Here is a 19,976-nt window from a genome sequence, read left to right on the forward strand (position 1 = left end):
GTCCGATACCGCAATCTGGTCGCTTGACAAAGCGGTGATTGACGTGTGCTACCCGCCAACCTCACAGCCCCTGCCACATCACCGTTGGAAGCCGTTTCATGCACGCCTATCGCACCCACACCTGCGCACAACTTCGCGCCGCCGATGCCGGCCAGACCGTGAAGCTTTCGGGCTGGGTGCATCGCAAGCGCGACCATGGCGGGGTGCTGTTCATCGATTTGCGCGACCACCATGGCATCACCCAGATCGTGGCCGGGCCGTCATCCGCTGCGTTCCCGGTGCTCGATCGCATCCGGGTGGAATCGGTGGTGACCATCGTGGGCGACGTCGTGTCGCGGGAAGGCGGCGCGGTGAACACCCGGCTGCCGACCGGTGATATCGAGGTGCGAGCGGCCGAAATCGTCGTGCAATCGGCGGCCGATGAACTGCCGATGCCGGTGGCGGGTGAGGCCGAATATCCGGAAGACATCCGCCTGAAATATCGTTTCCTCGATCTGCGCCGCGATCGGCTGCACGCCAACATCATGCTGCGTTCGCAGGTGATTGCTTCGCTGCGCCAGCGGATGATCGCGCAAGGCTTCACCGAGTTCCAGACGCCAATCCTGACCGCCAGCAGCCCGGAAGGCGCGCGCGATTATCTGGTGCCCAGCCGCGTGCACCCCGGCAAATTCTATGCGCTCCCCCAGGCGCCGCAGATGTTCAAGCAGCTGTTGATGGTCGCGGGCTTTGATCGCTATTTCCAGATCGCGCCCTGTTTTCGCGACGAGGATGCCCGCGCCGACCGCAGCCCGGGCGAATTCTACCAGCTCGATTTCGAAATGAGCTTCGTTACGCAAGATGATGTTTTTGCTGCCATCGAGCCTGTGCTGGCCGGCGTGTTCGAAGAGTTTTCCGGCTTTGGCGGGCGTGATCCCTGGACGGTGACCAAGGGTGCGTTCCCGCGCATCCCCTATGCGGAATCGATGCTGAAATACGGCAACGACAAGCCGGACCTGCGCAACCCGCTGGTGATCAGCGATGTCGGCAGCTATTTTGTCGGCTCGGGCTTTGGTCTGTTCGCCAAGCTGGTTGAGGCCGGCAATGTCGTGCGCGCGATCCCGGCGCCGGGCACCGCCGACAAGAGCCGCAAATTCTTCGATGACATGAACGAATGGGCGCGCAGCGAAGGCTATGCCGGGCTGGGCTATGTCACTCGCAAGGGTGGCGAGTTCGGCGGACCCATCGCCAAGAACCATGGCGAAGCCGGCATGCTGGCACTGTATGAGGCGCTTGGCCTTGGCCCGGATGATGGCTGTTTCTTCGCCGCCGGCAAGGAGGCCCAGGCCGCCAAGCTGGCCGGCCTCGCCCGTACCCGCATCGGCACGGAGCTGAACCTGATCGAACAGAACGCCTATAAATTCTGCTGGATCGTCGATTTCCCGATGTACGAATATGACGAGGACGCGAAGAAGATCGATTTCAGCCACAACCCGTTTTCGATGCCGCAGGGCGAACTGCACGCGCTGGAAACGCAGGACCCGCTGACCATCAAGGCGTTTCAGTACGATATCGTCTGCAACGGCGTGGAATTGTCGTCGGGCGCGATCCGCAACCATCGGCCGGATATCATGTACAAGGCGTTCGAAATCGCGGGCTACACGCAGGAACAGGTTGATGCCAATTTCTCCGGCATGATCAATGCCTTCAAGTTCGGCGCGCCGCCGCACGGCGGCTCGGCGCCGGGCGTGGATCGCATGGTGATGCTGATCGCGGACCAGCCGAACATCCGCGAGGTGATCCTGTTCCCGATGACTCAGAAGGCCGAGGATCTGATGATGAACGCGCCGGCGCCGGCGACGCTGCGGCAGTTGCGGGAATTGCATATCCGGGTGGTTGATTGAGGCCTGAACCAGCGGTGTTTGGTCCGTTTCACCGCCTCGAAAGCCCGACACAAACCGTCGTGGATGCCAGTATCATTGCCGGCTCAGGTGAACTGTGGGGCGCTGCGCCATTTGGCAGCGACCTTCCGCAAGTCCAAGCTTATGTCGGTCCACTGCCGACCGGTCGTCGCGGCATCGAGTTTCTGACGCCTGTTGAACCCGCTAGTGGTTCGCCGCCCGGCCACGCCAAATGGCTGCTTGGCGCGCCTGGTGTGATGGCGCGGGAGCGTGCGGGTCGTGACTTTGCTTCGATATCTGTTAGAGTAACGCGTAATGATCAAAGCTGAGAAGCCTTTTCAATTGCCACTTCAAGAATGGCCGCGAGGCCTCACCCATCAGGCGGCCTTTCTCAGCCTGTTGCCTGCCGACATTGCACGGCGTCGCAAAACAGAATTTGCTCGCAGTTTTGATGATCTCGATTACTTTGAAGTGGCGATTCTGCGCTTCTCGGCTGGTGATGTGGTGCTGCAACACTATCTGCGTGCTCCAGTTGCTGGCACTGTTGTCATTGTTCGGCCGCAGGAATTGGACGCTCTGGCCGCTCTAGTGCAGTGGCTCGACCTGCGGCGGCGCGACGTGCTGTGGATGGAGGACAGTTTTCGGACGTCACTCGATTCCATGCTGCGCCGCCATTTTGTTCGATCAAGGAGCAAGCTTGGCCGTGGTCAGCCGGATCGTACCAATCAATGCATATTACCCGCTCGTTCGTTGGCCGCTTGATGCCAGTGCAGCCTGAATGACTCCCCACAACCTCGCCGATTTCGAAGTCGATCATGATCTGTGCCGCAGGGCCTATGGTGTGGAGCTTGAAGCGCTGCAGCATCGGCTGGAGTTGATCCAGGCGGCCTATATCGGCCAGGGCCTGAAGGCGATTGTCGCGCTGGAGGGTTGGGACGCGGCCGGCAAGGGCGGGCTGATCAAGCGCATGACCGCAACGCTCGATCCGCGCTATTGCAAGGTCTGGCCGATTTCGGCCCCCAGCCGCGAAGAGGCGGCGCGGCATTATCTGTGGCGATTCTGGCAGCGGCTGCCTGGTAATCGTGAAATCGCGGTATTCGACCGCACCTGGTATGGCCGGGTGCTGGTGGAGCGGGTGGATGGCTTCACGCCCGAGCCGCGGTGGCGGGCGGCCTATGACGAAATCAATGCATTCGAAGCGCAATTGATCGCCGATGGCACACGGCTGGTGAAGATTTTCCTGCACACGACGCAGGATGAACAGGACAAGCGGCTGGCCGAGCGCATCGTGACACCGTGGAAACGCTGGAAGACCGGCAAGGATGATTATCACAACCGGTCGCAGCGGGATGCCTATCTGGAGGCCTATGCCGACATGTTCCGCCTGTGCTCTCCGCCGATGGCGCCATGGCACGTGGTTGCCGCCAACGACAAGAAGCACGCCCGCGTGCGCAGTCTGGAGTTGATCTGCGATGTGTTGAGCGAAGGGGTCGATCTGACCTGGCCGGAACCGGATGCGGAATTGGTGACGATTGCCGAGGCGGCGTTGGGCAAGACGCTGGTTTAGCCCGGCGTTGATTTCCCCAGCCATTCACTCAGCCGGTTCGGCCCGCGCGTTGTCGCCTGCTGCGGATGGAGCGTTTCATACACCACGGCATTTTCCAGCACGCGCTGCACATAGTTGCGCGTTTCGGAAAACGGGATGCCTTCGATCCAGTCGATCACATCACCATCCTCTGGCCGGCCGAGCAACGTGATGAAACGGCGGGCATTGCCCGGACCGGCATTGTATGACGCCACCGCCAGCGGCATCGATCCGCCGAAGGCATCGCGCATGCGGCTGATATAGGCGTTGCCCAGCGTGACATTATACACCGGATCCTCGGTCAGCCGCGTTACCGGGCTGCCGGGCAGGCCAAGCTTGTTCGCCTGTTCGGCCGCGGTCGCCGGCAACAACTGCATCATGCCGAGCGCGTTGGCGCTGGAGCGCGCGGTGCGGTCGAACTGGCTTTCCTGGCGGGTGATGGCGTGGATGATGGCAAAGTTCGGTGCCAGATTGGCCGGCAACGGCAACACCGGGAAGGATGCCGAAAGCAACGACAGGCCCGCACGGTCGCGCGTGGCCTTGGCGGCGTGCACGCCGATATCGGGGCGGCCCAGCGGCCCCGCCAGCCCGGCGACCAAGGCGGCTTGCGCCGGTGTGTCGGCCGTGTTGGCGAGTTGCCGCAGGAAAATCGTCTGGCGGTTGCGGTCGATATCGGACAGCGCAAACACCGCCCGCACGCGCGGATCGGCGCGGAAATTGCCGGCTGCGGTGGCATCGGGCGGCGGCAGTTGTGCCGCCACCAATTGCAGCGGGCGCCCGAGCCGTTCGGTCGCCAACTGGCCATAGAAATAATCGGGGTGGCTGGCGGCAGCGGCATAAAACTGCCGGGCAGCCTCCCGTTGTCCGGCGGCTTCGGCGGCGCGGCCGGACCAGTAATCGCCGCGCGCCTGGCTGATCGGCGATTGCGATACCGCCCGCGCATTGCGAAAATGCACCAACGCCAGGGTCGGCTGGTTCAACTTGCGCAACGCCAGCCAACCGGCCAGCCATTCGGCATCCACATAGGCGGCACGTTCGGCGACCGGCTGATCGGCCACGATGGCGGCATCAAGGCCATGGCCAGCCAGAACGGCACGGGCCTGGGCATGATTGCCGGCGCGCCACAGGCTACGGCCGACTTCCAGCCGGGTTTTCAGCCAGGTGTCGATGCCGGTGGTGATGCGGGCGCCCGGGACCAGCCGCGTCGCGCCGCCGCCAGCGAGCAGTGCGTGAGCCTCGTTGGCGCGGTTGGCGCGCAGCAACCAGCGGGCTTCATCGTGCAGCAGCCCGGCCTCGCGGCGCAGACGGTCCGGCACCACGCCAAGCCGCGCCTGCAGATCGGGCGCACCGCGGCGCAGCGCGATGCGGGCCAGCGCCCACAGCCGTGTGTCGGTATCGACGCGGGCCAGCATGCGCCCGGCTTGGGTGGTGCGATCGGCCCACAACAGCCGATCCATGCGGCCGACATGATCCTGCGGCCGCAATTGATCGCCGAAGCGCGCCAGCAGCCGGGCTTCGGCGGCATCATCGAGGCCGGCCGAATCCCAGGCATCGCGCGCCCAATTCACCGCGGCGGCCATCTGGCCGCTGTTGGCCCCAGAACTGGCCAGCGCCTCGGCATAGCGCCATTTCCCGTCGGTCGTGAACGGTGCAATCACGCGGAAATGCCGGATGATGGCATCAGCAGGCGTGGTGTCGGTGATGCGGCGTTCGGCCAGCCGGCGGATGGTGGCGGCTTGCGGCCAATCGGCGTGATCCACCAGGAAGGCTGCATATTCGGCGAAATCGCCCTGGTAGCTATCGCGGCGCAACCGGTCCCATTGCACGACATCTTCCAGCACCTGCACCGCCGCTACACCGGTAAGTGGTGAGGCCGGTAGCTGGCCAGCACGGCCGCGTTCATTGTCGGCGAGAAGGGCGCGATAACGGGCGATGGTGGCGCCATCCAGGCTGCTGCCGGCGGTCTGCGCCAGCGCTGGCGCGGTCGCCGGCGCCCCGCAGCCGATCATCACCAGCAACATCGAAACACCGGCAATGCTGGACAGGCCCCGTCGGCCCTTACTATCACGCGCCATATACATGCGCCTGTGATAGGGAGGCGCCAAGGAACAGGCAATGAATGAGACGATGACCGCAACGGCTTTGACGACAATGTTCCGGGGATCGATGCCGGCGTTGGTGACACCGTTCAAGGGCGACGCGGTCGATCTTGATGGGTTTGCCGCCCATGTCGAATGGCAGATCAGCGAAGGCAGCCATGGTCTGGTGCCAGTGGGCACCACCGGGGAATCACCGACGCTGAGCCATGACGAGCATTATGCGGTGATCAGCAAATGTGTCGAGGTGGCCGCCAAGCGCGTGCCGGTGATCGCCGGCTGCGGCAGCAACGATACCCGCACCGCGCTGTCGCACCTGGCGCATGCCGAAAAAATTGGCGCCGATGCCGCGCTGATCGTGGTGCCTTATTACAACAAGCCTTCGCAAGCCGGGCTGATTGCGCATTTCACTGCGCTGCATGAGGCAACGTCGCTGCCGATCATCATCTACAATATTCCTGGCCGCAGCGTGGCCGACATGAGCGTGGAGACGATGGCCCAACTGGCCCAACTGCCGCGCATCATCGGCGTGAAGGATGCCACCGGCAACATCGCCCGCGTGGCCCAGCAGCGGCTGGCGTGCGGGGCGGATTTCATCCAGTTGTCGGGCAATGATGACATGGCGCTGGGTTTCAATGCGCAGGGCGGGGTGGGTGCCATTTCAGTGACGGCAAATGTCGCGCCGGCGCTATGCGCGCAGATGCAGGAAGCTTCGCTGCAGGGCGATTATGCGGCTGCGCTGGCCATCAATGACCGGCTGCAGCCGCTGCATGCTGCGCTGTTTGCCGATGCCTCGCCGGGGCCGACCAAATATGCCCTGCAGCGCCTGGGCCGGATGACGCCGGATGTGCGTCTGCCGATCGCGCCGCCGTCGGCCGCAGCGCGTGCGGGCGTGGATGCGGCGCTGGCCCATGCTGGCCTGATCTGATGGCACGGCCAAGACCTGCCGGCACCAAGGTGAAGACGGTCGCCGAAAACCGGCGGGCGCGCTTTGATTATTTCATCGAGGATGTCTTCGAAGCCGGCATCGCGCTGACCGGCACCGAAGTGAAGAGCTTGCGCACCGGCCAGGGCAGCATTGTCGAAAGCTTTGCCGAGGTGAAGGACGGGCAGGTGTGGCTGGTCAACGCCAATATCCCGGTGTTCAGCCATGGCAACATCTTCAACCACGAACCCAAGCGCCCGCGCAAATTGCTGCTGCACAGCCGCGAGATCGACCGGATGCACAGTGCGGTAACGCGCCAGGGGCTGACGCTGGTGCCGTTGAACGTGTTCTTCAACGACCGTGGCCGCGCCAAGATCGAACTGGCCATCGGGCGCGGCAAGAAACTGCATGACAAGCGCGAGACGAGCAAGGAACGCGACTGGCAGCGCGACAAGGCACGCCTGATGCGGGAGGGCGGGTGATGGCCGAGGGTGGCGGTATTCGCGAAAAATTGGTTGCCATCAAGCAGGCCTGGGCGGAAAGCCGCCGGCTGATCACCGGCGCGCCAGATCCGGAACGCGCGGCCCGCTTGCCGCCCGGTCAGCGGCTGCTCACCAACTGGCCGGTGCTCGATCTGGGGCTGAAGCCGGCGATTTCGAAGGCGGAATGGCGATTGGCTGTCGATGGCCTGGTGGCAAACCCGGTCACCTGGGATTGGGAAACTTATGCTGCGCAGCCGCAGATCGAGGATGTGTCCGATATCCATTGCGTCACCCAATGGTCGCGGTTCGACAATCGCTGGTCCGGCGTGGCTACCAGCCATCTGCTGAGCGTGGTGCAGCCGTTGCCGCACGCCAATGCCGTCGTGCTGCACGGCGCCGATGGCTATACCACCAACATCACCCTCGAACGCTTTGCCGGCGATGATTGCCTGATCGCCCATGCCCATGATGGCACGCCGCTGACCCGCGATCATGGCGGGCCGGTGCGGGCGATCATCCCGCGCTGGTATTTCTGGAAATCGGCGAAATGGCTGACCCGCATTGAGGTGGTCGCGGTGGACAAGCCCGGCTTCTGGGAAGTACGCGGCTATCACAACGAAGGCGATCCCTGGACGGAGCAGCGCTATAACTGAATCTCCAACCCCGGTGGCCGTAACCGGTTGGGACATGTTCCAGCCCGTCGACACTGCTTGGCCCGCGCCCTATGCCGAAGGCATGGCCAGCCCCGGCTTTGCGCCGTTGCTGATGAATATTCCGATGGCACTGGCGCTGCTCGATTCGTCGGGGCGGATGTTTGCCGGCAACGAGGCGATGGCTGCAACCGCTGGGGAGGCCTGGCGGCCGGGCCTGAAACCGCAGGAAATGGCCGTGGCGGACGATTCGCGGCTGCTCGCCCGGGCGGTGGCCGACGTGGTGGCTGGCGGGCCGGCGCGCACCTTGCGGGTGGCGCTGGTCAATCGGCCGGACGAAGCCCAGGACATGCGCCTGCTGCCGTTCCCGCCCGGGCTGGGGGCGGCCGCGATGATCGCGCTGCGTGATATTCGCGAGCAATTGCGTCTGGAGGCGCAGGTCGCCGCCGCCACCCGCATGCAGGCGGTTGGGCAGTTGGCCGGCGGCGTGGCGCATGATTTCAATAATTTGCTGACCGCCGTGCTGGCGCTGACCGATCAACTGCTGGAAAGCGTGCAGCCGGAGGACAATCGCGAGGCGTTGCAGGAAATCCGCCGCAACGGGGAGCGTGGCGCCAAATTGGTCGGGCAATTGCTGGCCTTTGCCCGCCAGCAACCGCAACGGCGCAACCTGCTGTGCGTGCGCGATCTGGTGCACGGGCTGAAGCCGTTGATCGTGCAACTGCTCGGTCCGGCCGTGGAACTGGTGATCTCTCCGGGCGACGGGCGCCTCGCGGTGGAGGCCGACCCTGGCCAACTTGAACAGGTGATCCTCAATCTGGCGGTCAATGCCCGCGACGCGATGAACGGCAACGGCCGGCTGGTGATCACCATCGCCGATGTGCGCGGCCGCGATATTCCGGCGCTGGGCCATGCCATCATTCCCGGCATCGATCATGTCGCCATCGATGTGACCGATACGGGATCGGGCATTCCGCCCATGATCATCGGCAAGATTTTTGAGCCGTTTTTCACCACCAAGCCGCAAGGGCAGGGCACCGGGCTGGGCCTGTCGACGGTCTATGGCATCGTCAAGCAATCGGATGGCTTCATCTTTGCCAAACCCGGCCCGGGCGGGCGAGGCACGACCTTTTCGGTTTATCTGCCCGGCCGGGCGATGCCGCGGGACAGTGCCGCCGAAACGCCGCCGGCTGAACAGCCCAAACCATCTTTGCCGGCCGGGCGCCGTGTCTTGCTGGTGGAGGATGAACCGGCTGTACGCACGGTGTTTGCCCGCGGGCTGGAACGGCAGGGCTGCGCAGTGACAACCGCCGAAGATGCGATGACGGCGCTGGCCATTTTGCGGCAGGGCCGGGTTTTCGACGTGCTGGTATCGGATGTGATGATGCCCGGTATCGATGGTGTCGAATTGGCGATCGAGGCAGCACGGATGCGGCCGGGCCTTGGTATCGTGCTGATGTCGGGTTATGCCGAGTTGCCGCGTCATCGGGCGGCGGACGCGCTGGGATTTCGCTTTCTGGCCAAGCCCTTCGCGCTGGTGGAACTGATCACGGCAATTGCGGCGACGCAGACGGTGTCCGATTGATTTTTTGCGACCGTTCCCCTCTTGTTCACACGGAACAAGTCGTGTACATGAAATTCCATTGACGGCCATTGGCCGCCGCTTATGGAAGGAACCGGGTCGTGGCAGCAGCGCTCAAGGTAGTGGATACGGCGATGGATCGGCAAAAAGCTCTCGAAGCGGCCCTAGCACAGATTGATCGTGCGTTCGGCAAGGGCTCGGTGATGAAGCTCGGCCAGCGCGATGCGATGGAAGTGGAATCGGTGTCCACCGGCTCGCTCGGCCTTGATATTGCGCTGGGCATCGGCGGTTTGCCGCGCGGGCGTGTCGTTGAAATCTATGGTCCGGAAAGCTCGGGCAAGACGACGCTGGCGCTGCATGCCATCGCCGAAGCGCAGCGCAATGGCGGCACCGCAGCGTTCGTCGACGCCGAACATGCGCTCGATCCGGTCTATGCCAAGAAACTGGGTGTCAATATTGACGAACTGATCGTGTCGCAGCCGGACACCGGTGAGCAGGCGCTGGAGATTGTCGACACGCTGGTGCGTTCCAATGCGATCGATGTTCTGGTGGTCGATTCGGTGGCGGCATTGGTGCCACGCGCCGAAATCGAAGGCGAGATGGGCGACAGCCATGTCGGCCTGCAGGCGCGCCTGATGAGCCAGAGCTTGCGCAAGCTGACTGGTTCGATCAGCCGTTCGCGCTGCCTGGTGATCTTCATCAACCAGCTGCGGATGAAGATCGGTGTCATGTACGGCAATCCGGAAACCACCACTGGCGGCAATGCGTTGAAATTCTATGCTTCGGTACGCCTCGACATCCGCCGCACCGGCCAGATCAAGGACCGTGACGATATTGTCGGCAACACCACGCGCGTGAAGGTGGTGAAGAACAAGGTGGCGCCGCCGTTCAAGCAGGTTGAATTCGACATCATGTATGGCGAGGGCATTTCCAAGCTCGGCGAGATTCTTGATCTGGGGGTGAAGGCCGGCGTGGTGGAGAAATCCGGTTCGTGGTTCAGCCACGACAGCATCCGCATCGGCCAGGGCCGTGAGAACGCAAAGAAATATCTGAAGGAGAATCCCGAGATGGCGGCGAAGATCGAAAAGATCATCCGCGCCAATGCGGCAGGGATTTCCGATGCACTGCTAGTTGGCCCGTCGGCCGAGGATGACGCCGACGACGCCTGAGTTCATTCTGTTACCAGTTCCCACGACGAAGGGGCGGTCCACCACTGGCCGCCCCTTTTTCGTGCGGCACTCAGAACGGTGACGATTGACCTTGCCGATGCCACCGCGCAGAACCTGTCCGCAAATTGGAGCGCCGCCATGAACAACGCCGATCAGATCGATTACTGGAACAGCAAGGTCGGCGACATCTGGGTGCAGATGCAGGAGCGCATGGATCGCGCGCTTACCCCGGTAACCGCCGCGCTGTTGGCGGCAGCGGCGCCGCAAGCGGGTGAGGCCGTGCTCGATATCGGCTGCGGTGCGGGTGAAACAACGCTGGCTGCGGCGCTGGCGGTGGGCGATGAAGGCGATGCCGTTGGGTTGGATATCTCGGAACAATTGCTGACCCGCGCCCGCGAACGCGCCGAGGCTTTGGTGTCAGAGGCTGACTTCATTGCAGCCGATGCGTCGGTATGGGACGAAGGAAGCCAATTTGATCTGATCATGTCACGTTTTGGCGTGATGTTTTTTGCTGATCCGGGCGCTGCCTTTGCGCATTTCCACCATCTTGCGGCGCCGGGCGGCCGTTTGGCGTTCGCCTGCTGGCAGCCTGCGGCGCGCAACTTGTGGGCGACTCTGCCGCTGACCGTTCTTGCCGATTTGCTGCCGGAGCAGTCCGCTGCCGAACCACACGCTCCCGGCCCGTTCGCGTTCGCCGACGCCGCCCGCGTTGCCACACTGCTGGAAGCGGCCGGGTGGCGCGATGTGGGGTTCCACAGCCTGCCGTTCGCCATGATGATCGGCAGCGGCGATGATCCGATCGCCGATGCGGTCAGCTTCAACCTGAAAATCGGCCCGGCGGCGCGGGCGGTGCGCGACGCCGGCATCGGCACAGAAGCGCGTCCGATGTTGGCAGCGGCTCTGCAACCCTATCTCGCTGACGGCGAAGTGCAACTTCCCGGTGCGGTATGGCTGGTGACAGCGCGGGCCTGAGCGTTCGCCGGCTTGGGCCGGACGATCTTGCGCTGTTGCTCGGCGCCGGAACGCTGTTTGATGATCCACTGCGGCCCGACATGGCAGCGCGATTTCTCGCCCATCCTGATCATCATCTTTTCGCGGCGGTCCATGCCGGCAAGATGATCGGCTTTGTCAGTGCCATGTCCTATCTGCACCCCGACAAGCCGCTGGAATATTGGCTCAACGAAGTGGGGGTCAATGAGGCCTGGCATCGCTGCGGTGTTGGGCGGCGCCTGATGATGGCGGCGCTCGATCATAGTTGGCGCCTGGGCTGCACAGCCGCCTGGGTGCTGACCAACAGCAGCAACCGCGCCGCGCGCGGGCTTTATGCGGCGTGTGGCGGCACCGCCACACCCGCTGCCCGGCATGGCGATAGCGTCATCATGTTCAGCTTTGCGCCACCGCCCTGAACCGGCCCACTTTACGCTGCGTGCCGGCTGACGTAAGCGCGTGACCATGACGTCTTCCAACGATATTCGGAAAAGCTTCCTCGATCATTTCGCGAAGGCCGGCCACAGCCCCGTGGCTTCGGCGCCGCTGGTGCCGCAGAACGATCCGACGTTGATGTTCGTCAACGCCGGCATGGTGCCGTTCAAGAATGTCTTCACCGGCCTTGAAACCCGCCCTTACACGACGGCTGCCAGCAGCCAGAAATGCGTGCGGGCCGGCGGCAAGCATAATGATCTGGACAATGTCGGCTATACCGCGCGCCATCATACCTTCTTCGAAATGCTGGGCAATTTCTCGTTTGGCGATTATTTCAAGGAACAGGCGATCACGCTGGCCTGGGATCTGCTGACCCGGCAGTGGGGGCTGGACAAGGACCGGCTGACTGTCACCGTCTATCACACCGATGATGAAGCCGCCGGTCTGTGGAAGAAGATCGCCGGCCTGCCCGAGCATCGCATCATCCGCATCGCCACCAACGACAATTTCTGGTCGATGGGCGACACCGGGCCTTGTGGGCCGTGCAGCGAGATTTTCTGGGATCATGGCGATCATATTCCCGGTGGCCCGCCCGGCAGCCCGGACGAGGATGGCGACCGCTTCGTCGAGATCTGGAACCTGGTGTTCATGCAGTATGAACAGGTCGATTCCGAAACGCGCCTCGATCTGCCGCGGCCCAGCATCGATACCGGCATGGGCCTGGAGCGCATTGCTGCCGTGCTGCAGGGCGTACACGACAATTATGATACCGACACGTTCAAGACGCTGATTGCAGCCAGCGAAGACAAGGTTGGCCAGGCGCTGACCGCCGAAGCGCGCGCGTCGCATCGGGTGATTGCCGATCACTTGCGATCGTCGGGTTTTCTGGTCGCCGATGGTGTGCTGCCGGCCAACGAAGGCCGCGGCTATGTGCTGCGCCGCATCATGCGCCGCGCCATGCGCCACGCGCATCTTCTGGGCGCCAAAGAGCCGCTGATGCACCAGTTGGTGCCGGCGCTGCTTGGCACCATGGGCCAGGCCTATCCCGAACTCGGCCGTGCCAGCGCGTTGATCGAGGAGACGCTGAAGCTGGAAGAAACCCGCTTCCGGCAGACGCTGGAGCGCGGGCTCGGCTTGCTCGATGATGCCACGGCGCAATTGCCGAGCGGTGGCACCTTGCCCGGCGATGTGGCCTTCAAGCTCTATGACACATTCGGCTTCCCCTATGATCTGACCGAGGACGCGCTGCGGGCGCGCGGCATTGCGGTGGATCGCGCCGGTTTCGATGTTGCCATGGCCGAGCAGCGCCGCCAGGCCCGCGCCGCATGGACGGGTTCGGGCGAAGCCAAGGACGCGGCAGTGTGGTTCGACATTGCCGATGCCCATGGCGCCACCGAATTCGTTGGCTACACCAGCCTGACCGGCGAAGCCCAGGTGGTCGCGATGGTCAAGGATGGCAGCCAGGTGACCGAAGCCACGGCGGGCGACAGCCTGGTGGTGATCACCAACCAGACGCCTTTTTATGCCGAAAGCGGTGGGCAGGCCGGCGACAGCGGCATGATGCATTGGGGCACTGGCCATGCAGCGCGCGTTACCGACACGCGCAAGGCCCTGGGCAAATTGCATCTGCACGATGTCACGCTGGAAGCCGGTTCGCTGGCGGTGGGCGATGTCGTGCGCTTGAGTGTCGATGCCCCGGAACGTGCCGCGCATCGCCGTGCGCACAGCGCCACCCACTTGCTGCACGAAGCGCTGCGCCGCCGCCTGGGCACGCACGTGACGCAAAAGGGCAGCCATGTTGGCCCGGATTATCTGCGCTTCGATTTCTCGCACCAGAAGGCCGTCACGGCTGCTGAACTGGCGGCTGTTGAAGCTGATGTGAACGCGCAGGTGCTCGGCAATCGCGACGTGACCACCACGTTGATGACGCCCGAAGACGCCATTGCCGCCGGCGCCATGGCGCTGTTTGGCGAGAAATATGGCGACGAGGTGCGTGTGCTGGCGATGGGCGCCAATGATGGCAGCACCTATAGCGTTGAGCTGTGTGGCGGCACGCATGTCAATGCGCTCGGCGATATCGGCCTTTTGAAGATCACCAGCGAAAGCGCGGTGGCATCCGGCGTGCGCCGTGTCGAAGCCAGGACCGGCATCGCGGCCCGCGCATGGCTGAACGAGCGCGAGGCGCTGCTGCTGGAGGCCGCTGCCACCATCAAGGTACGCCCCGACGAACTGCCCGCCCGGGTCGCCACGCTGGTGGAGGAACGCAAGCGCCTGGAGCGCGAGCTGGCCGACGCCAAGAAGGCGCTGGCGCTGGCCGGCCCCGCCACTGGCAGCAAGGCCGGGCTGAGCCAAGTGAACGGCATTGCGTTCCAGGGCCAAGTGCTGAACGGGCTCGATCCCAAGGCGCTGCGCGGCTTGATCGACGAAGCCAAGGCCGCAATGGGCAGCGGCATCGCGGTGATGATCGCGGTGAACGATGGCCGTGCCAGTGTCGCGGTGGGCGTCACCGCCGGTTTGACGGGCCAGCACAGTGCGGTTGACCTGGTGCGCGTGGCGGCGGCAGCGCTGGGCGGGCAGGGCGGCGGCGGCCGGCCCGACATGGCACAGGCAGGTGGGCCCGATGGTGACAAGGCCGCCGAAGCGATCGCGGCGGTGAAGGCAGCATTGGCAGGCTGACATAATCGCTTCGCGGTGAGGCAATATTGCAGTCATTGTGCGCTCTGCCGGCTACGCTAAGGTAGCGGCGATGGTCTCCGATGGCGTCCTCGTGCTGATGATCTTTGCGGCGGGGCTGGTCGGCTTTGCCACAGAACGCGTGCGTCATGATCTGGTCGCTCTGTTGATGCTGGTGGCCAGCGTGCTGCTGGGCCTGGTGCCGGCGCGTGATGCCTTTGCCGGATTTGGGGATACCGCCGTGATCACGGTCGCGGCGGTGATGCTGCTCAGCGCGGCGGTATCACGATCCGGCATGCTGGAATGGTTGCTGCGGCCGCTGCAACCGGTGTTGGGCACGGTGACCGGCATCGGCATTGTCTATGCCGGTCTGGCTGGCGCGGCATCGGCGGTGATGAACAATGTCGGCGCGGTGGCGCTGTTCTTGCCGGCGGCGCTGACCAGTTGCCGGGCGGCGCGCGTGTCGCCCAGCCGGGTGTTGATGCCGATGGCCTTTGCCTCGCTACTGGGCGGTCTTGTCACGCTGATCGGCACACCGCCCAACATCCTGCTCGCTCGGCTGCGGGCGGATTATGGCGGCAAACCGTTTGAAATGTTCGATTTTGCCTGGGTGGGTCTGCCGCTTGCCGTGGTCGGCATCGCGCTGACGCTCCTGCTGGTGCGGCTGTTGCCAGTGCGCAATGAGCATACCGAGGAGCCGCTGAAGTTCCGGGTTGCCGATTATCTGTTCGAACTGCGCGTGCCGGCCGGTGTGTCGGCGGATCTGACGGTTGATCGGCTGGCGGCGACCGGCGCCGGCACGGATCGGCTGGCCGTACATGCCATTGATCGCGGCGGGTTGCTCGTCACCGTGCCGCGCGCGTCGCGCCGGTTGCTGCCGGGCGATATCGTGCAGGTGGAAGGCCGCACACCGATCGTGGAACAGGCGCTGCTGCGCTGGGGCCTGCAACTGGCCAGCGAAACCGAAGATGATCTGCTGGAGGCAGCCTTCAGCGAATATGTGATCACCGATGCCTCGCCGTTGATCGGCGCCTTCGATGCGACCGCAATGCTGGGCAAGCAAGGCGCGGCGCTGGTTGCCGTCAGCCGGCGCGGCAAGTCCATTGCCGAGGCGCTGTCGGCGCTCACGCTGGAGGCCGGCGATGTCGTTTTGCTGCAAATGGCGGCCGATCGCATTCCGGCGATTGCGGCCAATATGGCGCTGCTGCCGCTGGCCGAGCGGCCGTTGAACCTGCGGGAGGCGTCGCGCGATGTCCTGCCGTTGCTGGCACTGGGCGCGGCGATCATGGCAGCGGCGTTGGGCATCGCCGATCTCGGGCTGGCGCTGGTGCTGGCGGTGATTGCCCTGGTGCTTACCGGCCGGCTGAAGGGTGATGTCTATCGCGATATCGATTGGCCGGTGATCATGTTGCTGGCGGCGCTCATTCCGGTGGCGCAGGCGTTCGGCAACAGCAGCGCGGCCGCGGCGCTGTCCGGCATGATTTCCAGCGTGGGGCAGGGTCAGGCAACCTGGCTGCTGGTCGGGGTGGCGCTGGCGGCGACGATGGCCGTCACGCCGTTCCTCAACAATGCTGCCACGGTGCTGATCATGGGGCCGATTGCGGCACAGGCCGGCATTGCCAGTGGCGTGCCGGTGGATGCCATGTTGATGGCAGTGGGCGTGGGCGCCAGTTGCGATTTCCTGACCCCGATTGGCCATCAATCCAACGTGCTGGTGTGGGGGCCGGGCGGTTATCAATTCAGCGATTATGCCCGCATTGGCGCACCGATCAGCGTGTTGGTGCTGCTGATGGGCACGCCGCTGATTGTGTGGGCCTGGGGATGAATTAGTCCGGCTTGGGCACGCCGCGGCGCAGGGTGCGCAAGGGCTGCCGCTTTGGTGCAGCACCGGCACCGCGGATGCGCCCGCGCAGTTCGTCGCGCTTTTCGTGGATGGAGGCGATCACCGGCCCCATCGGCACGCCCAGATCGACAAGCACGGCTTCGGCCAACTGCAGGCTGCTTTCGACCGTTTCGGGCACGGCATCGGTTACACCCAACGCATAGAGCTGCCCGGCATGATCGGCATCGCGGGCGCGCACAACGATGCACAGATCGGGGTTGGCGATGCGGATGCGGCGGATCAGCATATCAAGCATGTGCATGTCGTCGATCGTCAGCACCACAGCCTTGGCACTGTCCAGTTTCAATTTGTCGACGAGTTCGGGTCGGCGGGCATCGCCATAGACCACCGGTTTGCCGGCGCGTTTCAGGCGCTGCACTTCATCGGGATCGCTGTCCACCGCCAGCCAGGGTTGATCGTGCATGTCGAGCATCTGCGCCACCAGCCGGCCGACCCGGCCATAGCCGATGATGATGGTGCGCGTGCCACCATCACTATTGTCCGGGATAGCGTCGCCGCGGCCGGGATCCGTCTTGTGTTCCAGCCGAGCACCGAGCAGCCCGAGCAGTGGCGCCAGCGCCAGGGTGAGGGACGCGATCGCCAGCACCATCTGCGCATCCGACCCACCGATCAGCCGTGCCGACACGGCAGCACCGAGCACGATAAGCCCGGTTTCCGACGGTGCAGCCAACAGTAGCGCAACATGGCGGGCAACCCCTTCGCGGGCCTTGCGCAGCCGCAGCAGGCCATAAATGGCAGCGGCCTTGACCGTGATGATGATTGCGGCGCCGCCGAGCACCGGCAGCGGATTGGCCGCCAGCGCGCCGAGATCGAGGCCACTGCCCACCCAGATCAGGAACACGCCAAGCAGCAGGCCTTCAAAGGGCTGCACGGCGGCCTCAATCTGGCGGCGATAGTCGCTGGTCGCCAGCATCAGCCCGGCAATCAGCGCGCCGACGGCGGGCGACATGCCAGCCAGCGCCGCTGTGGCGGCCGACCCGATCAGCACCACAAGGGCGGCTGCCAGAAACAATTCCGATCGCCGGGTGCGCGCTGCCTGCAAAAACAGCGGCGGCACCACATATCTGGCTGCCACAGCGACTGCAGCCAACGCCAAAATGCCTTTGGCCAGGCCACCCCAGAAGCTGCCGCCGGCCGCGGCGCCGATCAGCAGCAGCATCGGCGCGATGGCGATGTCCTGAAACAACAGGACGCCGATTGCCATGCGCCCGGCCTGGCTGTTGACCTTGCCCGATGCCGACAGCAATTGCAGGCCAACCGCAGTGGATGACAAGGCCAGCGCACCGGCCATCGCCAGCACCGGCACCAGCGCCAGGCCAAACCCGAGCAGCACCAGCGCAATCAACGCGGTGCACAACAGCATCTGCAAGCTGCCAAGGCCCAGGATATACTCACGCATGGTGCGGATGCGATCGGGGCTGAGTTCCAGGCCCAGCGCAAACAGCAGCAACGAGACACCCAATTCGGCCGGTGCCGCCAGTGAATCCGGATTGGAAAGCGCCAGCCAATCCAGCCAGGGCAATTGCCCAAGGCCGAAGGGCCCGGCCGCGATGCCGATCAGAATGAAGCCGATGACCGGCGAGATGCGGAGCGCGGCAAAGGCCGGAATCACCAGCCCGGTGGCACCCAGCACCAGCGCCATGTCCTTGAAGGCTGAAGATTCCAACGGGAGCGCCATGCCCACACCATGGCGGGTCATGGCCGGGGAGTCACGCCGCGATAAGCCCCTACGCCCCCCTCAGGCGCGGCGCAGCACCTCGCGCTCCAGCAGCACCAGCGGCATGGCGCCCAGCCGCAGTATCTCGTGGAACTGGCGCACGTCAAACGCGGCGCCCTGCTTGGCCTTTACGCGATCGCGCAGCTCCACCCATTTGGTGTGGCCGATCTTGTAGCTGAGGGCCTGGCCCGGCGATGCGCAATAGCGCACGATCTCGCGGGTGGCGCGGCCTTTGGCGAAGCCGATGGTGTCGACCATGTACTGAATGGCCTGATCCTTGCCCCAGCGCTTGTGGTGGATGCCGGTATCGACGACCAGCCGCGTGGCGCGGAACAGCAGGCTTTGCAGATAGCCGATGCGGCCCAACGGGTTGCCGTCGTAATAGCCGATCTCGTCGGCCAGCGTTTCGGCATAGAGCGCCCAGCCTTCGGTATAGGCGCTGTAGCCGGCGCGGCGGCGGATCGGCGGCACGTCCGGGCTTTCCAGCGCCAGCATCACCTGGAAATGATGGCCGGGCACGCCTTCGTGGAAGGTGACGGTGGGCAGGCCGAACCTGGGCCGATCGAAACTGTCGGTCAGGTTGATGAAATAGGTGCCGTTGCGGGCGCCATCGGGGGTGCCGGCGCTGTAATAGGCGCCGGCGCCGCCTTCCTGGATGGCGACCGGCACGCGGCTGACATCCAGCTTGGCGCGCGGCTGCGTGATGAACAATTTATCCAGCCGCGGGTACATGGCGGCGACATGCCCACGCAGTTCGATGAGCAAATCCTCTTTGCCGGCATCGGTATTGGGGTAGGTTTGATCCGGCCGTTCATTCAGCGCCACCAGCCGTTGGCCGACCGTGCCTTGGGTGAGGCCCTGGCCCTTCAGCAGCACATCGAGTTGCGCGGAAAGGTCCGCAACCTGAGCGAGGCCAAGCTGATGCACTTCCTCGGCGCTGTAGTTGGTGGTGGTGGAGGATTTGACCGCGGCGTCATAATAAGCGGCGCCTTCCGGCAGTTTCCACACACCGGCATCCATCGTGGCGGTCTGGCGCAGGGCGGTGAGGGCGGCGATCTGCCGGTCGAGCGCCGGGAACACGCGCTGTTCAACCAATGAAGTCGCCTGGGCCGCCCAGTCGCCTTCTACATGGGCGGCCCGGGCCTTGCGGACCAGCGTGGTGACGAGAACATTCTCTGCGGCTGGCGTGGTGCGCAGACGGGTGATCTGCGGCAAGGCCAGATCGAACAGGAAGGCCGGCAGCACGACGCCCATGGCGGCTTCCTCCTGCATGCGGCCGGTTTCCTGATCGAGCGCGGTCGCGAAGGCGGCCACGCGCGCCAACCAGGCTTGCGCATCGGTGGTATTGGTGATGCGATGCTGATTTTCGAGGACGCTCGGCACCGAACGATAGGCGCCGTCGCTGTGGGTCAGCACATAGGGGCTGAAATTGCCGCCCGCGCTGCCAAAACCAAAGCGGCGTTCGTTGGCAACGCGGCGGGCAAGATCATATTCGACCACATCGCGATCGAGCTGGCGCGGGGCCGTCAGTGCGTCGCGATCGATGGCCTGCAGTCGCTGCAACTGGCTGGCGGCGCGCGCCAGATCGGCATCACGCCCGGCGCGGCTGTAATCGGAAAGCTGCGATTTCAGGCCAGCGTTGGCACCTGTGTCCTGCCCCAGCGTCGTGGCGCGTTCCGGGGAGGCGGCGATGCCCTCGGCGTACATCGCTTCGAACAGCTTCAGCAGGCGATCATCTGCGCTGCCTGCGGCGGGGGCGGCTATCTGGGCGATTGCAGGCGTAGTGGCGGCGAGGGCCGCGGTGCCGGCGAGGAGCTGGCGGCGGTTCATCGTTTCGGTGCGCATGGCAAATCCTTGGCAATTCAAGCAATATCGCAGGCTGGCGGTATTGAGGG

At 64.4% G+C, this 19,976-nt stretch carries 15 protein-coding genes; 12 read left to right on the forward strand and 3 right to left on the reverse strand.

Annotation, left to right across the window (positions count from 1 at the left end):
* Window positions 1–98: 98 nt before the first annotated feature.
* From aspS to ACTIEZ_RS03295, 3 genes are all read left to right on the forward strand, one after another.
* On the forward strand, window positions 99–1,880 hold the full coding sequence (aspS, locus tag ACTIEZ_RS03285) for an aspartate--tRNA ligase (RefSeq protein WP_439545220.1): 1,782 nt from the start codon (window positions 99–101) through the stop codon (window positions 1,878–1,880).
* A gap of 312 nt (window positions 1,881–2,192) precedes the next feature.
* The gene (locus tag ACTIEZ_RS03290; protein WP_439545221.1) at window positions 2,193–2,639 is read left to right on the forward strand and encodes a hypothetical protein; all 447 of its coding nucleotides are present in this window, start codon (window positions 2,193–2,195) and stop codon (window positions 2,637–2,639) included.
* A 16-nt stretch (window positions 2,640–2,655) separates the two neighbouring features.
* Window positions 2,656–3,444 carry a polyphosphate kinase 2 family protein gene (locus tag ACTIEZ_RS03295; RefSeq protein ID WP_439545222.1) on the forward strand — a complete coding sequence of 263 codons (789 nt, stop codon included), beginning with the start codon at window positions 2,656–2,658 and terminating at the stop codon, window positions 3,442–3,444.
* Here ACTIEZ_RS03295 and ACTIEZ_RS03300 read toward each other — a convergent pair.
* Window positions 3,441–5,537 carry a transglycosylase SLT domain-containing protein gene (locus tag ACTIEZ_RS03300; protein ID WP_439545223.1) on the reverse strand — a complete coding sequence of 699 codons (2,097 nt, stop codon included), beginning with the start codon at window positions 5,535–5,537 and terminating at the stop codon, window positions 3,441–3,443. The genes ACTIEZ_RS03295 and ACTIEZ_RS03300 overlap by 4 nt on opposite strands.
* Window positions 5,538–5,613: 76 nt before the next feature.
* Here ACTIEZ_RS03300 and dapA point away from each other — a divergent pair, with 76 nt between their 5' ends.
* From dapA to ACTIEZ_RS03345, 9 genes are all read left to right on the forward strand, one after another.
* Window positions 5,614–6,486: a 4-hydroxy-tetrahydrodipicolinate synthase gene (dapA, locus tag ACTIEZ_RS03305; RefSeq protein ID WP_439545364.1), complete on the forward strand. Its 873-nt coding sequence runs from the start codon at window positions 5,614–5,616 to the stop codon at window positions 6,484–6,486.
* Window positions 6,486–6,965, forward strand: coding sequence for an SsrA-binding protein SmpB (gene smpB, locus ACTIEZ_RS03310; protein WP_439545224.1), 480 nt, complete (start codon window positions 6,486–6,488; stop codon window positions 6,963–6,965). Before dapA ends, smpB begins: the two co-directional genes overlap by 1 nt.
* Window positions 6,965–7,618 carry a sulfite oxidase-like oxidoreductase gene (locus ACTIEZ_RS03315; RefSeq protein ID WP_439545225.1) on the forward strand — a complete coding sequence of 218 codons (654 nt, stop codon included), beginning with the start codon at window positions 6,965–6,967 and terminating at the stop codon, window positions 7,616–7,618. The genes smpB and ACTIEZ_RS03315 overlap by 1 nt, the downstream gene beginning before the upstream one ends.
* Window positions 7,619–7,652: 34 nt before the next feature.
* On the forward strand, window positions 7,653–9,200 hold the full coding sequence (locus ACTIEZ_RS03320; protein WP_439545226.1) for an ATP-binding protein: 1,548 nt from the start codon (window positions 7,653–7,655) through the stop codon (window positions 9,198–9,200).
* A 131-nt stretch (window positions 9,201–9,331) separates the two neighbouring features.
* The gene (gene recA, locus ACTIEZ_RS03325; protein ID WP_439545365.1) at window positions 9,332–10,366 is read left to right on the forward strand and encodes a recombinase RecA; all 1,035 of its coding nucleotides are present in this window, start codon (window positions 9,332–9,334) and stop codon (window positions 10,364–10,366) included.
* A 78-nt stretch (window positions 10,367–10,444) separates the two neighbouring features.
* Window positions 10,445–11,338, forward strand: coding sequence for a class I SAM-dependent methyltransferase (locus ACTIEZ_RS03330; protein ID WP_439545227.1), 894 nt, complete (start codon window positions 10,445–10,447; stop codon window positions 11,336–11,338).
* Complete coding sequence (locus ACTIEZ_RS03335) at window positions 11,314–11,772, forward strand: GNAT family N-acetyltransferase (protein WP_439545228.1); 459 nt, start codon at window positions 11,314–11,316, stop codon at window positions 11,770–11,772. The genes ACTIEZ_RS03330 and ACTIEZ_RS03335 overlap by 25 nt, the downstream gene beginning before the upstream one ends.
* 46 nt (window positions 11,773–11,818) lie before the next feature.
* The gene (gene alaS, locus ACTIEZ_RS03340; RefSeq protein WP_439545229.1) at window positions 11,819–14,464 is read left to right on the forward strand and encodes an alanine--tRNA ligase; all 2,646 of its coding nucleotides are present in this window, start codon (window positions 11,819–11,821) and stop codon (window positions 14,462–14,464) included.
* Between the two features lie 70 nt (window positions 14,465–14,534).
* Window positions 14,535–16,286 (forward strand): SLC13 family permease, encoded by a 1,752-nt coding sequence (locus tag ACTIEZ_RS03345; protein ID WP_439545230.1) that lies wholly within the window; start codon window positions 14,535–14,537, stop codon window positions 16,284–16,286.
* A gap of 1 nt (window position 16,287) precedes the next feature.
* Here the strand turns inward: ACTIEZ_RS03345 and ACTIEZ_RS03350 are convergent, their stop codons facing one another.
* Window positions 16,288–18,042, reverse strand: a complete 1,755-nt coding sequence (locus ACTIEZ_RS03350; RefSeq protein WP_439545231.1) for a cation:proton antiporter domain-containing protein — start codon at window positions 18,040–18,042, stop codon at window positions 16,288–16,290.
* A gap of 60 nt (window positions 18,043–18,102) precedes the next feature.
* Window positions 18,103–19,926 carry a DUF885 domain-containing protein gene (locus tag ACTIEZ_RS03355; protein WP_439545232.1) on the reverse strand — a complete coding sequence of 608 codons (1,824 nt, stop codon included), beginning with the start codon at window positions 19,924–19,926 and terminating at the stop codon, window positions 18,103–18,105.
* Window positions 19,927–19,976 lie beyond the last annotated feature (50 nt).

This window comes from Sandarakinorhabdus sp. (assembly GCF_051860625.1).
Classification (GTDB): Bacteria; Pseudomonadota; Alphaproteobacteria; order Sphingomonadales; family Sphingomonadaceae; genus Sandarakinorhabdus.

Coding starts and splice junctions, on each gene's coding strand:
- ACTIEZ_RS03295 (WP_439545222.1), top strand. CDS start 2,656: ATGACTCCCCACAACCTCGCCGATTTCGAAGTCGATCATGATCTGTGC.
- alaS (WP_439545229.1), top strand. CDS start 11,819: ATGACGTCTTCCAACGATATTCGGAAAAGCTTCCTCGATCATTTCGCG.
- ACTIEZ_RS03350 (WP_439545231.1), bottom strand. CDS start 18,042: ATGGCGCTCCCGTTGGAATCTTCAGCCTTCAAGGACATGGCGCTGGTG.
- ACTIEZ_RS03355 (WP_439545232.1), bottom strand. CDS start 19,926: ATGCGCACCGAAACGATGAACCGCCGCCAGCTCCTCGCCGGCACCGCG.
- aspS (WP_439545220.1), top strand. CDS start 99: ATGCACGCCTATCGCACCCACACCTGCGCACAACTTCGCGCCGCCGAT.
- smpB (WP_439545224.1), top strand. CDS start 6,486: ATGGCACGGCCAAGACCTGCCGGCACCAAGGTGAAGACGGTCGCCGAA.
- ACTIEZ_RS03290 (WP_439545221.1), top strand. CDS start 2,193: ATGATCAAAGCTGAGAAGCCTTTTCAATTGCCACTTCAAGAATGGCCG.
- ACTIEZ_RS03320 (WP_439545226.1), top strand. CDS start 7,653: ATGTTCCAGCCCGTCGACACTGCTTGGCCCGCGCCCTATGCCGAAGGC.
- dapA (WP_439545364.1), top strand. CDS start 5,614: ATGTTCCGGGGATCGATGCCGGCGTTGGTGACACCGTTCAAGGGCGAC.
- ACTIEZ_RS03315 (WP_439545225.1), top strand. CDS start 6,965: ATGGCCGAGGGTGGCGGTATTCGCGAAAAATTGGTTGCCATCAAGCAG.
- ACTIEZ_RS03335 (WP_439545228.1), top strand. CDS start 11,314: ATGGCTGGTGACAGCGCGGGCCTGAGCGTTCGCCGGCTTGGGCCGGAC.
- recA (WP_439545365.1), top strand. CDS start 9,332: ATGGATCGGCAAAAAGCTCTCGAAGCGGCCCTAGCACAGATTGATCGT.
- ACTIEZ_RS03300 (WP_439545223.1), bottom strand. CDS start 5,537: ATGGCGCGTGATAGTAAGGGCCGACGGGGCCTGTCCAGCATTGCCGGT.
- ACTIEZ_RS03345 (WP_439545230.1), top strand. CDS start 14,535: ATGGTCTCCGATGGCGTCCTCGTGCTGATGATCTTTGCGGCGGGGCTG.